This window comes from Kaistella solincola (assembly GCF_000812875.1).
Taxonomy (GTDB): Bacteria; Bacteroidota; Bacteroidia; order Flavobacteriales; family Weeksellaceae; genus Kaistella; species Kaistella solincola.
On sequence record NZ_JSYK01000003.1, the window covers coordinates 1,016,500 to 1,030,998 of the forward strand.

At 39.9% G+C, this 14,499-nt stretch carries 15 protein-coding genes and 1 tRNA gene; 3 read left to right on the top strand and 13 right to left on the bottom strand.

Going from position 1 to position 14,499, the window contains the following annotated elements; genetic code table 11:
- Window positions 1-30 precede the first annotated feature (30 nt).
- From OA84_RS08705 to OA84_RS08715, 3 genes are all read right to left on the bottom strand, one after another.
- Entirely contained in the window at window positions 31-564 is a 534-nt protein-coding gene (locus OA84_RS08705) for a YceI family protein (RefSeq protein WP_039344871.1), read from the bottom strand.
- Window positions 565-1,028: 464 nt separating this feature from the next.
- Window positions 1,029-1,113 (bottom strand) — tRNA-Leu (locus OA84_RS08710).
- 66 nt (window positions 1,114-1,179) lie between these two features.
- Entirely contained in the window at window positions 1,180-1,944 is a 765-nt protein-coding gene (locus OA84_RS08715; protein WP_039344874.1) for an MBL fold metallo-hydrolase, read from the bottom strand.
- Between the two features lie 55 nt (window positions 1,945-1,999).
- On the opposite strand from OA84_RS08715, the gene OA84_RS08720 reads away from it, so the two are divergent.
- A complete protein-coding gene (locus OA84_RS08720; protein ID WP_039345953.1) occupies window positions 2,000-3,427 on the top strand; it encodes a hypothetical protein in 1,428 nt (475 codons plus the stop codon).
- A 10-nt stretch (window positions 3,428-3,437) separates the two neighbouring features.
- Window positions 3,438-3,887: a GAF domain-containing protein gene (locus OA84_RS08725; protein WP_039344877.1), complete on the top strand. Its 450-nt coding sequence runs from the start codon at window positions 3,438-3,440 to the stop codon at window positions 3,885-3,887.
- Window positions 3,888-3,951: 64 nt separating this feature from the next.
- Here the strand turns inward: OA84_RS08725 and OA84_RS08730 are convergent, their stop codons facing one another.
- On the bottom strand, window positions 3,952-4,422 hold the full coding sequence (locus OA84_RS08730) for a GNAT family N-acetyltransferase (RefSeq protein ID WP_039344879.1): 471 nt from the start codon (window positions 4,420-4,422) through the stop codon (window positions 3,952-3,954).
- A 545-nt stretch (window positions 4,423-4,967) separates the two neighbouring features.
- Entirely contained in the window at window positions 4,968-6,299 is a 1,332-nt protein-coding gene (locus tag OA84_RS08735; RefSeq protein ID WP_039344882.1) for a dihydrolipoamide acetyltransferase family protein, read from the bottom strand.
- A gap of 129 nt (window positions 6,300-6,428) precedes the next feature.
- On the opposite strand from OA84_RS08735, the gene OA84_RS08740 reads away from it, so the two are divergent.
- The gene (locus OA84_RS08740) at window positions 6,429-6,722 is read left to right on the top strand and encodes a putative quinol monooxygenase (protein ID WP_039344885.1); all 294 of its coding nucleotides are present in this window, start codon (window positions 6,429-6,431) and stop codon (window positions 6,720-6,722) included.
- Between the two features lie 53 nt (window positions 6,723-6,775).
- Here OA84_RS08740 and lipB read toward each other — a convergent pair whose 3' ends face one another.
- From lipB to OA84_RS08780, 8 genes are all read right to left on the bottom strand, one after another.
- Window positions 6,776-7,498: a lipoyl(octanoyl) transferase LipB gene (gene lipB, locus OA84_RS08745; protein ID WP_039344888.1), complete on the bottom strand. Its 723-nt coding sequence runs from the start codon at window positions 7,496-7,498 to the stop codon at window positions 6,776-6,778.
- 260 nt (window positions 7,499-7,758) lie between these two features.
- Entirely contained in the window at window positions 7,759-8,562 is an 804-nt protein-coding gene (trpA, locus tag OA84_RS08750; protein ID WP_084060892.1) for a tryptophan synthase subunit alpha, read from the bottom strand.
- A gap of 126 nt (window positions 8,563-8,688) precedes the next feature.
- Entirely contained in the window at window positions 8,689-9,870 is a 1,182-nt protein-coding gene (trpB, locus tag OA84_RS08755; protein ID WP_039344890.1) for a tryptophan synthase subunit beta, read from the bottom strand.
- Window positions 9,857-10,480, bottom strand: coding sequence for a phosphoribosylanthranilate isomerase (locus OA84_RS08760; RefSeq protein WP_039344893.1), 624 nt, complete (start codon window positions 10,478-10,480; stop codon window positions 9,857-9,859). The genes trpB and OA84_RS08760 overlap by 14 nt, the downstream gene beginning before the upstream one ends.
- A complete protein-coding gene (gene trpC / locus OA84_RS08765) occupies window positions 10,480-11,256 on the bottom strand; it encodes an indole-3-glycerol phosphate synthase TrpC (RefSeq protein ID WP_039344896.1) in 777 nt (258 codons plus the stop codon). Before trpC ends, OA84_RS08760 begins: the two co-directional genes overlap by 1 nt.
- A 105-nt stretch (window positions 11,257-11,361) precedes the next feature.
- On the bottom strand, window positions 11,362-12,348 hold the full coding sequence (trpD, locus tag OA84_RS08770; protein WP_039344899.1) for an anthranilate phosphoribosyltransferase: 987 nt from the start codon (window positions 12,346-12,348) through the stop codon (window positions 11,362-11,364).
- Between the two features lie 57 nt (window positions 12,349-12,405).
- On the bottom strand, window positions 12,406-12,969 hold the full coding sequence (locus OA84_RS08775) for an anthranilate synthase component II (RefSeq protein WP_039344902.1): 564 nt from the start codon (window positions 12,967-12,969) through the stop codon (window positions 12,406-12,408).
- A 10-nt stretch (window positions 12,970-12,979) separates the two neighbouring features.
- Window positions 12,980-14,404 carry an anthranilate synthase component I family protein gene (locus OA84_RS08780; protein ID WP_039344905.1) on the bottom strand — a complete coding sequence of 475 codons (1,425 nt, stop codon included), beginning with the start codon at window positions 14,402-14,404 and terminating at the stop codon, window positions 12,980-12,982.
- Between the last annotated feature and the right edge of the window lie 95 nt (window positions 14,405-14,499).

The window sequence follows — 14,499 nt, forward strand, 5'->3', positions numbered from 1 at the left end:
ATTCTAAATTTTAATTTTTTAATAGTTTATTTATTTTGCTACCGCATTAACGGTAATTTTTACCTCGTTGCCGGTTTTCACGGTGTTCATCATAAATGCAGGCGGAGTAACTCCGTAGTCTGTCATTTTAATAGAAGCTGTTCCCCAGATGGTGTAAGTATCGCCGGATTTGGTTACATTTACCGGTACAGTTACGGTTTTGGTTACATTTGTTACGGTAAGTTTTCCAGTCATAGTACCTTTACCTACATTAATAGAAGAAGCGGTAAAACTGATGTTTGGATATTTATCTGCTAGAAGGGCTTTGTAAGCGTTGGCATCCATTGGTCCTTTGCCACTTTTCAGTGTTTTGCTGCCCATTGCGTAACGTACATCCTGGATGCTGTTACCTGAAACATTTCCAGAAAAATTTCCGCCGGTAGAAGTCATGCTCCACTCATGTAAAGTAGATGTACCGGAAACTACTGTTTTAACAGAGTTGCTGCTGATTTTTTGTGCTGCAACGATGCCAGAAAAAAGTGTGGCTGCTAAAACGAGGGATCGGAGGTTTACTAAATTTTTCATAATATCTGATTTTTAAATTTTCGTGTTATCTATACCTTGATTTTCTTATACAAAGATACTTCAAGCAATTATCAAATTGTTATAATTGGCCCTAAATCTTTTATGATATAAATCTTTATTTTAAATAATATTATAATTTTATTTGATAAAGAGGCAAATTTCTACATTTTACATAATTAAACATCAATTTAAATTTCTATTAAGTAAAAAAAATGGAAAAACGTTAATTATAGTTAAAGAAGACCTGAATATCCGCTATTTAGAAAAATGACGGATATCATTAAAGCAAAATGACTTTTATCGAAAAAGTATCTTATTTTGAGAATAGTGGAGAAATAAATCCTCTTTTACTTTGTAAAAATCAAAAAAAACCGCTTTATAGCAGGAAATTTTTCAATAAGCCGGAAATGCTAGAAAGTTTGAAAAATAAAAAACCTCTGCGAATCGAAGATTGCAGAGGTTTTTGGTACCCGGTGCCGGAATCGAACCGGCACATCTTGCGATACTAGAGTTTGAGTCTAGCGCGTCTACCAATTCCGCCAACCGGGCTTTTTAAATTGGTGTGCAAATATAGAATTATTTTTTATTTCAAAAAAATAAATGTGCACATTCTGCTTAAAAATCCAGCACAAGACCGTCATACGCTAAATGGATGCCGGCCGGAAGCTCTTTTTCCATTTTTTTATATACATCCATATGGTGGGAAATGTGCGTTAAAAACATTTTTTTCGGCTGTAGTTCCTTATATAAGGAGATCACATCAGGTAAAATAAAATGCGCGGGATGCGGCACCTCTTTTCTGATGCAGTTCACAATCAAATAATCCAGATTTTGAAGTTGTTCTTTTTCATAATCCGAAATAAAACTCGCATCCGTAAGATACGCCAGCTTTTTAAACCTGAAACCATCGATAGAGATGGAACCGTGCATTACCTCGATAGGAAAAATTTCGGTGTTAAAGAGGCTGAAATTTCCTGTCATATCGTGCAGGTTGAAAGATGGCGCGCCTGGGTATTTCACCTCAGCAAACGCGTAAGGAAAACGATTTCTCACTTCATCTCCTACTCTTTTTCGGGCATAAATGTCTATATTTTTCCGATTTTTAAAAATCAGCGGACGCAGATCATCAAGGCCGATAATATGGTCGTTATGTTCGTGTGTGAGTAAAACCGCGTCAATTTGCTCTTCTTTATTATCCAGCATCTGCAGTCGGAAATCAGGACCACAATCAACCAATATTTTCTTTGCGGAATAAGTGGTAATTAAAACCGAAGAACGAAAACGCCGATCTTTAGGATCAGCGGACGTGCAAACTTCACAGTGACAACCAATTACAGGAACACCTTGCGAAGTTCCGGTACCTAAAAATTTCAACTGCATTTTTTTGAGGTTGGTTTAATTTTGGTAAATTTACAAAAAATTAGATTTGCCCGTGATTCACCAGAAATTAACTCCTAAGCAGAAAGCTTTAGCGATAAATTTAGACCCTCTCATCTACGGAACTTTTGCAGAAATCGGCGCGGGTCAGGAAACTGTTCGTCATTTTTTCCGCGCGGGCGGCGCTTCACAAACCATTGCGAAAGCAATGTCAGCTTACGACAAAGACTTCAGTGACGCCATTTATGGTAAAGAAGTCAAAAACCGATACGTTACCCAAAACCGACTGCGCAAAATGCTTCGCTATGAGGTTGCCTTGATAGAGGAAAGACTTTCGCGTGATACTTTTCCGGGCCGCAAATTCTTTTCTTACGCAAACACGGTTACAACGATTAATTTCGATAAAACCATGAAAGGCCACGGCTGGGTTGGTTTGCGCTTTCAGCTGGATGAAAATGAAGATTATAACGAAATAGTACTGCATGTAAAGTTTAATGAAAATGATGCGACTTTACAGCAGGAAACGCTCGGCGGTTTGGGCGTAAACCTTATTTACGGCGCTTTTAATTACAGCGACAATCCGCGGAAAATGATCAATTCACTTTTTGATGATATTAATAAGGACAATCTCGAAATTGATATGATCGATTTCAGCGGACCGGCATTTAGCTATGTTGATAACCGTTTGATGAGCCTTCAGCTGGTAAAAAATGGCATGACTGATGCCGTAATCTTCAATTCCGAAGGAAATAATATGCTTCCGGCGGATATTCTTTACCGAAAAAATATTTTTGCCGTTCGCGGAAGTTTCCGCCCTGTAACTTTGGTTAATATTGATATGTTTCTCAAAGGTTTGGAAATGTTTAACCAGGACTGGCAATGCAGCACAGATGAAACCGAAGTTCTTTTTGAAATTACGATTGCGAATTTGCGCGCCGCCGGCGACATCGATGAGCGCGATTTCCTGGACCGTGTAGACGTTCTTGGAAAGCTGGGTTACACTGTAATCATCTCAAATTTCTCCGAATATTACCGACTCATCGATTATTTTGCGACTTATACAAACGGTAAAATCGGTGTGGCAATGGGCGTTAACAATCTATTGGATGTTTTTGATGAGAATTATTACAAAAATCTTTCAGGTGGAATTCTGGAAGCTTTCGGTAAATTTTTCCGCCAGGATATGCGCGTTTACCTGTATCCTTACAAAGATCCGGAAAGCCACGAGCTGCTTACAGCCGACAATTTAAAGGTGAAAGACAGTTTGAAAGAACTATACAAATATTTCAAACACAACAACAGAATTGTAGATATCAAAAATTATAACCCCGATTATTCTGAAATTTATTCCCGCATTATTCTGGAAAAAATTGCAAATCACATTTCCGGTTGGGAAAAAGAAGTTCCCGACGGTGTTGCAGAATTGATTAAAGAACGCGGTTTATTCGGTTATAAAGAAGAATTGAAATTAAAAGAATTTTCTTAAAAAAATAAAAATGTCAGAAATTAAAAAACGACTTTCGTCGATTATTGAAAGTCCCGCTCACGATACGCAGGTGAAATTGCAGAAAATCTGTCAACTGTTGGATCAGGAAATCCCGTACTTCAATTGGACCGGTTTCTATTTCAAAAATGGAGACAAAGATGAGCTGATTTTAGGCCCATATGTTGGCGCGCCGACCGATCATACCATTATTCCGTACGGAAAAGGAATTTGCGGTCAGGTTGCGGTGTCCAATGAAACTTTTGTGGTTCCGGACGTTCACGAACAGGACAATTATTTAAGCTGCTCCATTGATACCAAAGCCGAAATTGTGGTTCCGATTATTGTGGATGGAAAAAACATTGGTCAAATCGACATTGATTCGCATAAAGTTGATCCATTCACCGATGAAGACAGCGAAATGCTGGAATGGCTTTGCGCTGAAGTCGGAAAGATATTGTAACCGATTTTGCCTAAAAATAAAAAAGTGTGGATTTTACGGTCCACACTTTTTTTTGAATTAAATTTTACTGAGCTAAATCCGCGATGCCTTTTTGGTCTAAACGGTAAACAGTCCATTCGTCCATCGGTTTTGCCTGAAGCGATTCGTAGAAGTCGATTGCCGGCGTATTCCAGTTCAGCACCGACCATTCCATTCTACCGCAATTTTCTTCCCGCGCAATTTTTGCGAGTTCAATGAGCAATTTTTTACCGTAACCTTTTCCGCGGAATTCCGGCTCTACGAAAAGATCTTCCAGGTACAAGCCCGGTTTCCCCACGAACGTTGAAAAATTAAAAAAATACAGGGCAAAACCGACCGGATTTTCGTTTTCTTCCGCGATCAACACTTTTGAAAAGTTGTGCGTGAAAATATTTTCGCGCAGCTGTTCGACGGTTGTGGTGACCTCATTTTCCATTTTTTCGTAAACCGCAAGTTTTTTAATTAAATCAAAAATTACCGGCGTATCTTCAGGTGTTCCTTTTCGGATTGTGAACATATATTGTTTTTTGTTTAGACATCAAAGTTAAGGTTTTTGCTTAAAAACTTTTACCAATGCTTAAATTATCAGCAAATATAAAAGCAGAAATTTACCCTGTTTAGCAGCAAATTTTTCAATTTAAATGTTTGAAAGTTCCATGGTATTTAAGGTGATTTTTAAAAAAATTAGATAAAAGCGCTGTTAGAGCTTTGAGCTCTAAAAGCGCTAAAAAACTCAAATGATGAAATTAATTTCAAACCTGAGATTTTAAAAAATTTGCCGTTAAAACAGCGAATTTTTTTCCAAACTGGAACTAAACATTTTTCTAATAACCCGCGGTTTTTAAACCAAAAATTTCCAATTGAAGACGGCTTTCTAGCCCCGATTGAACGGCATGTTTGAGCTCTTTTTTCTTTCGGGGGCGGCGGCGGAGCCGCCGAAAGAAAAAAAGCGAGTAGTGAAAGCGGGAAAAAGCTCCTAAATAAACAGCAAACCGCAATAGCAGCTAAAAAAAACCTCCGAAAATTTTCGGAGGTTTTGCTGTTTTTCTCGTTTTACCGAAATTAAATCTCGGTATTCATATCCCAGTTTTGCAGATAATCATGAACGTGTTTCAGAAACATTCCTCCCAAAGAACCGTCAACCACGCGGTGATCGTAAGAATGCGACATAAACATCAGGTTTCTGATGGCAATAACATCGCCGTCTTTGGTTTCCAAAACTGCTGGTTTTTTCACGATGGCACCAACGGCTAAAATCGCAACCTGCGGCTGCGGAATAATTGGTGTTCCCATGAGATTACCGAATCCGCCAACGTTGGAAATGGTGTAAGTCGCACCTTGCGTATCTTCCGGACGAAGTTTCTTGTTTCGTGCACGGTATGCAAGATCATTAATGGCTTTCGCCAGGCCGGAAAGTGAAAGCTGGTCAGCATTTTTGATGACCGGAACGATCAGGTTCCCGTCCGGAAGCGCAGTTGCCATTCCGATATTGATATTTTTCTTTTTGATAATTTTATCGCCATCAACGGAAATATTGATGAGCGGAAAATCCTGAATAGCTTTTACAATTGCCTTCACGAAAATCGGCATGTAGGTCAGTTTTTCACCTTCACGCCTTTCGAAAATATCTTTGTGCTTGGTTCTCCATTTTACCACATTGGTCACGTCAGTTTCAATAAACGAAGTAACGTGCGGTGAAGTTCTTTTGGAATTGACCATGGCCTCAGCGATAATTTTGCGTACTCTGTCCATCGGGATCACTTCGTCTCCTGCGTTCACCTGAACCGGCGCTGAAACCGGCGCGGCCGCTTGTCGAGCTGGTGTCACTGGCGTTTGAGCTGTTGCCGGAGCACTTTGCGGCGCTTTTCTGTTGGCTACGAAAGCCAGAATATCTTCTTTGGTGATGCGGCCTTCTAAACCTTTTCCCTTAATCGACTGCAATTCCGACTCAGAAATATTTTCCTGCTGCGCGATCGATTTTACCAAAGGTGATAAATATAAATCAGAACCTTCAAAACTGGTAGATGCTTTCGCGCTTTCTATCGCTTCTTCCAAACCTTTCACCACGTCGGAATCTACGTTTGGAATTTGCGTTTTCACTTCTTCCGCAGTTTTCGGTTCCTGTGGCTGCTCTGCCACGGCATCACCTGCGCCGGAAACTTCCAGAATCGCAATGGCTTCTCCTACTTTTGCTACTTCATCTTTCTGTTTCAGAATTTTTACAATTTTCCCCGAAACTGGCGTCGGTACGTCGCTGTCCACTTTGTCGGTTGCGATTTCTACCACGGAATCATCTTCTTTCACGCTGTCGCCTTCGCTAAACATCCAACTGATAATCGTCGCTTCCATCACGCCCTCTCCCATAGAAGGCAATAGTAATTTATATTCTGCCATTTTAATTTTCGGTTTTTACAAAGATAAAAATTTTTACCATTAAGAAAAATTGAATTAAAAAGCCGATTTTTTGATTTTTTTCTAAAATTTACATTTCCAGTTTCTATCTTTGGTGTCTTATTTTAAAACATGAAAAACTTATATATCGTCGCGCTGTTTCAGTTCAAAGAAAATGACATTATGGATGCTTTGGAACTGCTGAAAAAGCTCGTCATTGAAACCCGGAAGGAAAACGGCTGTTTACAGTACGATTTGGTGGAAGACCGCGAAAATAAAGGCGTGTTTTTTATCGTAGAACTTTGGGAAAGCGAAGAACACCATCACCAGCACAACGGTACCGACCATTTGATGAATTTCCGTTTGCAGTCTGCATCCTTATTGCAGAAATCCGCAGAAGTCTATAAAGGTTACAAAACTTTTTAGCCGCTAAAAAGGCATTTTTTTCCGTTTTCCCGTGCACCTTTCTAATAAGAAATTTAAAGAAAATCTGCCTCAAAAACATCCAAAAAATGCTTTTTGATTTTCTCTTTCAGCTCGGCCATTTCATCCTCTGAAAATTTTCTTTCCAGTTCGCGTGCTAGTGATGTTACCGATTTATCCCGAATTCCGCACGGAATTATATATTCAAAATACCGCAAATCGGTGTTTACATTCAGCCCGAAACCGTGCATCGTCACCCATTTTGAGGTTTTCACGCCCATGGCGCAAATTTTCCGCGCGTACGGTTTGGCCACGTCCAGCCAAACGCCAGTTTCGCCTTCACTGCGCTCGCCTTTCAGCCCGTATTCCGCAATAGTGCGGATAATCACCTCTTCCAGGTTACGCATGTAAAGGAAAATATCCGACTTAAAATTATCCAAATCCAGGATCGGATAACCCACCAGCTGCCCAAAACCGTGGTACGTAATATCGCCGCCGCGGTTCGTTTTCACAAAAGTTGCGTTGATTTCCTCCAGCTTTTTCGCGTTCGCCAGCATATTATGATCGTCGCCCGATTTCCCAATCGTATACACGTGCGGATGCTCCACAAAAAGCAGGTAATTGGGCGTTTCTTCCTGCTCTTCCTCGCTTTTTTGGCGATTTTCCAGCTTCAGGTCGATGATTTTTTTCATCAGTTTTTCCTGCAGTTCAAAAGCCGGCAAATAATCCATCAAACCTAATTCCTGAAAATGCAAACTTCTGTTTTGGGTGCGTGTCATTTGGTAGTATTTATTAGGGCAATCCCCTCGCCTGGGCTTTTCAGCAGCTCGGGTCGGGCTCTTCGCTGCAATCTTTTTTGCGCGGCGGCGTAGCCGCCGCGCAAAAAAGGATTTTCACTACGATCCCTATTGCGAAAAATTCGCCGCTAAAAGCCGTTTTTTTTAAAATATAATTTTAATAAAATCACATTGTAACCCCGGCGGCAGCAAATTTCTCTCTAGCTTCTGAAGTGAAAAATTGCCGTCACAAAAGTACAAAATTAATTTATTATGCTGCGAATAAAACTTTCACCTTCTTCAGCCCAATTTTCCTTCTTCAGCAAAATGTTTACGAAGGCAGTTCCGATGATTCCGCCCGCGGCTTTTTCAGTCACCTTTTCAAAATCGTTTTTGTTTTTGATTCCAAAACCGATCATCACCGGATTTTTCAGATTCAGACCTGATAATCTTTCCAAATATTCTTCGTTGTTGATTTCTTTCGCGCTATTTCCCGTCGTTGAGGAGCTGGAAACAGCGTACAGAAATCCTGAGCTTAAAGAATCCAGATATTTTATTCTTTCATTCGGTGTTTCCGGCGTCACGAGAAATATGAAATTCAGACCAAATTTTGCGAGTATTTTGGCATAATTTTTCTCAAATTCTATAGCGGGTAAATCCGGAATTATCACGCCAGAAACTCCTGCATCGCGGCATTTTTGGCAAAATTCTTCGAAACCAAAACTTAAAATCGGGTTAATGTAGCCCATTAATACAATGGGAATGCTTATTTCATCTTTCACAGATTTAATCTGCTCGAGAAGTTTCGCGATGGTCATTCCATTTTTCAGCGCAATTTCGTGTGCTTTTTGGATCACGGGTCCGTCTGCCACCGGATCGGAATACGGCATTCCGATTTCCATAATCTGCGCACCGGAATGCTGAATAAGTTTCATAATTTCCGTGGTGTCCTCCAGTTTCGGGATTCCCGCGGTGAAATAAATGTTGAGTTTTTTGGAGTGCGGACTGTTGGGTGTCGGATGCTGAGTGTTGCGTGTTGCGTGTTGGCTAGTATTTTGGTCAGTCATAATTCTGTTTTTACTAAATATTTTTAAAAAAGCCGAAACCCGCGCCACGGCCTGAGTGGAGCTCTTTTGCGAGGAGGAACGACGAACAAAAAGCGGGAACGGAGGACGGAAAAGGCGCCCAATCCTTTAAAGATTTTGCAAGTAAGTTTCCATGTCTTTGTCGCCGCGTCCCGAAAGGCAAATCACGACAACCTCGTCTTTCGCAAACTTTTTCTTGTCCAAAACGGCCAGCGCGTGCGCCGATTCCAGCGCGGGAATAATGCCTTCGGTATTGGTCAGTTCAAACGCCGATTTCAGCGCTTCGTCATCGGTAATACTGAAAAATTCTGCCCTTTTAGCGGCAAATAAATTCGCGTGAAACGGCCCGATTCCCGGATAATCCAAACCCGCGGAAATGGAATGCGGCTCGATGACCTGACCGTCTTCGGTTTGCATCACAATGCTTTTGCTGCCGTGCAAGATTCCTAACGTTCCTAGAAATGTCGTAGCTGCAGACTTCCCGGAATCCAGGCCAAAACCGCCGGCTTCTGCTGCGATTAATTTTACATTTTCTTCGTTCACAAAATGGTAAAAAGTGCCTGCAGCATTGCTACCACCGCCTACGCAAGCTATTACATAATCCGGATTTTCGCGCCCGATTATTTCTTTCAGCTGCCATTTTATTTCCTCCGAAATCACGCTTTGAAAACGCGCCACCAAATCCGGAAACGGGTGGGGTCCCACGACGCTGCCGATGATATAATGCGTCGTCGTCGCGTTGTTGATCCAGTCGCGCAAAGCTTCGTTCACCGCATCTTTCAACGTTTTGGAACCTGAAGTTGCGGGAATTACCGTTGCGCCAAGCATTTTCATGCGGCCCACATTGGGCGCCTGGCGCGCAATATCCACTTCGCCCATGTAAACGATGCATTCCAAATTCATGAGCGCGCAGGCCGTGGCGGTCGCAACTCCGTGTTGACCGGCGCCGGTTTCCGCAATAATGCGCTTTTTTCCGAGTTTTTTCGCGAGCAAAACCTGCCCCAGAGCATTGTTGATTTTATGCGCACCGGTGTGGTTCAAATCTTCTCTTTTCAAATAAACCTGTGTTTGGTATTTTTCGCTGAGATTTTTTGCGAAATAAAGTGGCGTAGCGCGACCGACATAATTTTTCAGCAAATCCTGAAACTCGGTTTGAAATTCTTCGGAGTCGATAATTTCAATGTATTTCTGCTTAAGTTCCGCCACATTTGGATACAACATTTCGGGAACGAAAGCGCCGCCAAATTCGCCGTAATAGCCGTTTTCGTCTGGATTTTTATAATTTTTCATAGAGCTTTTTTATTTTTTCGAGGTCTTTTACGCCGGGTTCAATTTCAAATTTTGAATTGATGTCAAACGCAAAAGGTTGATTTTTAATATTTGAAATTTGATCTACATTTTCGAGGGAAATTCCACCGCTCAAAAAGTAAGGTTTTGGAATTTCAAGACCATTTAAAATTTGCCAGTCAAAAGTTTTTCCGGTTCCGCCAAACGCCGCGGAATCAGTGTCGAAAAGGAAATAATCAACAAATGGATAACGGTTAATTGTAAATTGTAAATTCTTACAGTCGCTTCCTATTCGGATTGCTTTTATAATTTTGATTTCGGGCCTTAAAAAATTCCGAAGTACTTCGACATATTTTTCGTTTTCATCGCCGTGGAGTTGAATAAAATTTAGGCAACTTTTCTCGGCGATTTCAGCTATTTTTTCCACATTTTCATTTACGAAAACTCCAATTTTTCCGGAATGTTCAATACATTTAATTTCGTCAAAGGTTAAAAGATTTAATACAAAACGTGGCGACTTTTCATAAAAAATAAAGCCCAAAAAGTAAGTTTTCAGCGAAATTAATTCCTGAATTTGATCAAGTTTTGTGAGTCCGCAAACTTTTAATTTCATCACAATATTGTATTTGTAAATTCTTCAAAAGCTTTTCCGGGATTTTCGTTTTTCATAAAATATTCGCCCATTAAAAATCCGTCGAAACCTTTTTCCTTTAAAAATTTGAAATCTTCAACATTGTAAATTCCGCTTTCGGCGATTGATAAAGTTTCTTTTGGAAGTAGATTTTTAAGATTGACTGAATGTTGTAAATCGACTTTAAAATCTTTTAAATTGCGGTTATTAATGCCGACCAAATCGATATTTTTATTAAAATGCTGCAATTCTTCTTCGGTGTGAATTTCCAGTAAAACTTCCAAGCCGAGTTCGTGCGAAAGTTCTGTAAATTCCTGTACCTGAGCTGGTGAAAGAGAGGCAGCGATCAGCAAAACGACATCAGCTCCAATTGATTTTGCTTCGTAAAACTGGTATTCATCGATCATAAAATCTTTTCGCAAAAGCGGTATTGAACTCTCTTTTCGAACTTTCGAAAAATCTGCCAAATTACCGCCGAAAAAATCCTGATCGGTGAGAATTGAAATTCCACTTGCGCCAAATTTTTGGTAAGCTTCCGCAACTTCTAAAACGTCAGCTTTATCATTTATAATTCCTTTGCTTGGAGATTTGCGCTTAAATTCAGCGATAATTCCGGATTTTTCTTTCAGTGATTTTTTCAAGGAATAGGTTTTGCGTGCAAAAGATTCGGTGTTTTTTAGCTCGTTAACAGAAACTTTATTTTTTGCCTGCAAAACCTCGGTTTTTTTCCGTTTTACTATCTGTTCTAAAATATTCATTTTTAAATCTTACATTAATTTAATGACAATCTGCGACCCGGCTTGAACGGATCCCGATGTAAAATCGGGAGAGATTGGAAGACGGAATTTGTCGCCATAAAAATTTTAATTGATAATATTATTCAGCGAGCGCAACGCATTTCCGCTTTCTAAACTTTCCGTTGCCAACGCCAAACAATCATCGTAGCTGCCGTATTTTTCGGTGTTTCTCAACGCCATCGCCGCATTTGCAAGCACGACGGAATTCTGTTCGAAAGTACCATTACCGTCCAGAATATTTTTGAAAATTTTCGCTGCTTCCTGTTTGGAATTTCCACCAAAAATAGTTTCAGCTTCGATATTTTTGAAACCTAATTCTTCTGCGGAAAAAATATACTCGCCGGATTTATCGAAAATTTTGGTGTCTGAGGTCAGAGAAATTTCGTCGTAGCCATCCAGCGCGTGCACAATCAGAAAATTTTGATTTTTTTTCTGAAGCAAATACTGGTAAATCCGTGCGATTTCTAAACTGTACACGCCGATCATGGAATATTTCGGCTTCGCGGGATTGACAAGCGGACCCAAAATATTGAAAAAAGTGCGTAAACCCAAACCTTTTCGAAGTGGACCAACCGATTTCAAAGCCGGATGAAAAACAGGCGCGTGCAAAAAACAGATATTTCCTTTTTCCAAATCGCTTTGCAATTCTTCCGAAGTCGTTTTAAATTCGTAACCTAATTCTTCGAGAACATTTGAAGAACCGGAGATTGTAGAAACACCGTAATTGCCGTGTTTTGCCACTTTCTGTCCCGTTCCCGCAACTACAAAACTCGCCAAAGTGGAAATATTGAAGGTGTCTTTGCCGTCGCCACCGGTTCCCACAATATCAACCAAATCATTCGTTCCCAAATCCACGGGCACCGAAAGCCGAAGCAGCGCCTCCTGAAAACCCGCCATTTCGTCGAGCGTAATGCTGCGCATCAGGAAAACGGTAACAAAAGCTGTGACTTCATTTTCGTTGAATTTATTTTGCGCAATTTCGGTGAGAATCGCCTTGGCTTCAGCTTTTGAAAGCGTATTGTGATTGAATAAATATTGTAAAATCTCTTTCATTTTTTAAATTGAGAGTTGATAATTAATAATTGGCAATTAATAATTAACCATTAAAAGCTAACCATTAATAAAGTTTTCAAGAATTTGCTTTCCATGCGGTGTTAAAATGCTTTCAGGGTGATATTGTACGGCATGAACGTCGTAGGTTTTGTGCTGTAAACTCATGATCATCCCGTTTTTATCAACGCTTGTAATTTGGAGTTCTGCCGGAAAATCTTCGGTGTTTACTGCCCAGGAATGATATCTGCCGACTTCTAAAATATCGGGCAAATTGTGCAAAATTTTGTGATTTGAAATTTTTGTAGCTTCGGTAGCAACGCCATGATAAATTTCGGCAAGATTGATTAAACTTCCACCAAAAGCTTCCGCAATCGCCTGCTGACCGAGACAAACGCCCAAAATTGATTTTGTTGGCGCGAACTTTTTAATGACTTCAAGCAAAATTCCGGCTTCTTCGGGAATTCCAGGTCCTGGTGAAAGTATGATTTTATCATATTTTTCGATGTCTTCCAGCGAAATTTGGTCGTTGCGGAAAACATCAACTTTTTCCTGCGTAATCTGCTCAATCATCTGAACGAGGTTGTAGGTAAAACTGTCGTAATTATCGAGAACTAAAATCATTTTTTAATTGTTAATGGTTAATTTTTTCCGCTTTTAAAACTGCTTTTTTCAGCGCGCCAAGTTTATGGTTAACTTCCTGCAATTCGTTTTCAGCGGAAGATTTTGCCACAATTCCAGCTCCAGCTTGGTAAAATAAAGTATTGTTTTTGCTTAAAAAAGTGCGGATCATAATCGCCTGATTACAGCTTCCGTCGAAACCGACAAAACCAATAGAACCACCGTAAAAACTTCTGGAAGTTTTCTCGTATTCATCGATAAGCTGCATGGCACGATATTTCGGCGCACCGCTTAAAGTTCCTTGCGGAAAAGTAGTTGCAATCATTTCATACGGATTTTGATTTTCCGAAACATCAGCAGTAACTTCAGAAACCATATGAATAACATGCGAAAAAAACTGAATTTCCTTGAGTTTTGAAACCTTTGTATTTTTCCCCAAAATGCTTAAATCATTTCGTGCTAAATCAACAAGCATGGTATGTTCCGCGTTTTCTTTCGCGTCTTTTCGAAGTTCTTCTGCTGCTTTTAAATCATCTTCTACATTTCCGGTGCGCTTGAAAGTTCCTGCAATCGGGTGAATTACTGCTTTTTTATCCTTAATTACCAATTGACTTTCCGGGCTAGAACCCATTAATTTATAATCGCCGTAATCAAAGAAAAATAAATACGGCGACGGGTTGATATTTCGCAAAGCGCGGTAGACATTGAATTCATCGCCGACAAATTTTTGCTGAAATCTTCGGCTTAAAACCAGCTGAAAAACATCACCACGGAAACAGTGTTTTTTTGCCGTTTCAACGGCGAATAAATATTCATCGTTGGTTAAATTGGATTCTTCATCACCCACTTTTTCAAAAGGAAAAGTTGGCGCATTTTTTTGCTGAATCAGATTTTCGATTGTAGAAAGTTCAGATTTTAAACCCTCGATTTTGTTTTCGATCAAAAACATTTCATCGTTGTGGTGATTAATCGCAATCACGTACTGATAAAGACGGTAACGTAAAAGCGGAATTTTATTTTCGCTGCTTTTTTCACTAAATTTTATATTTTCAAAAAACGGAATCGCGTCGTAAGAAGTATAACCAAAAAATCCCTGCGCCGATGTCCCGAGCGGCAAATTCGGTTCTTCACATTGGAAAACGTCAGAAAAATTCTGAAGTAAATCGGTTAATTTTTCGGTTTTAATATCGATTTTTTCTGCACTTTCAAGCGGAAATTTTATCTGTGCTTCCTCATAATTTCTAATTTCAATTCCGGCAATCGCATTCACCGCGATAAATGAAAAATTATTGTCGGTATTTTGGTTTCCGGCGCTTTCCAAAAGAATGGTATCGCGGAACTGGTCGCGCAGCCTGAGGTAAATTCCAATCGGCGTGAAAAGGTCGCTCAATGTTGATTTTACCGTGGTTTTCAGCTTTATTTTTTGGTTGAATTTCATGCAGATTTTTGATTTTTGGATATAAAAAAAGACTTTAACACAATGTCAAAGTCTTCTTATTATTTTGATAAAATATATTTTTTTACACAAAAGAA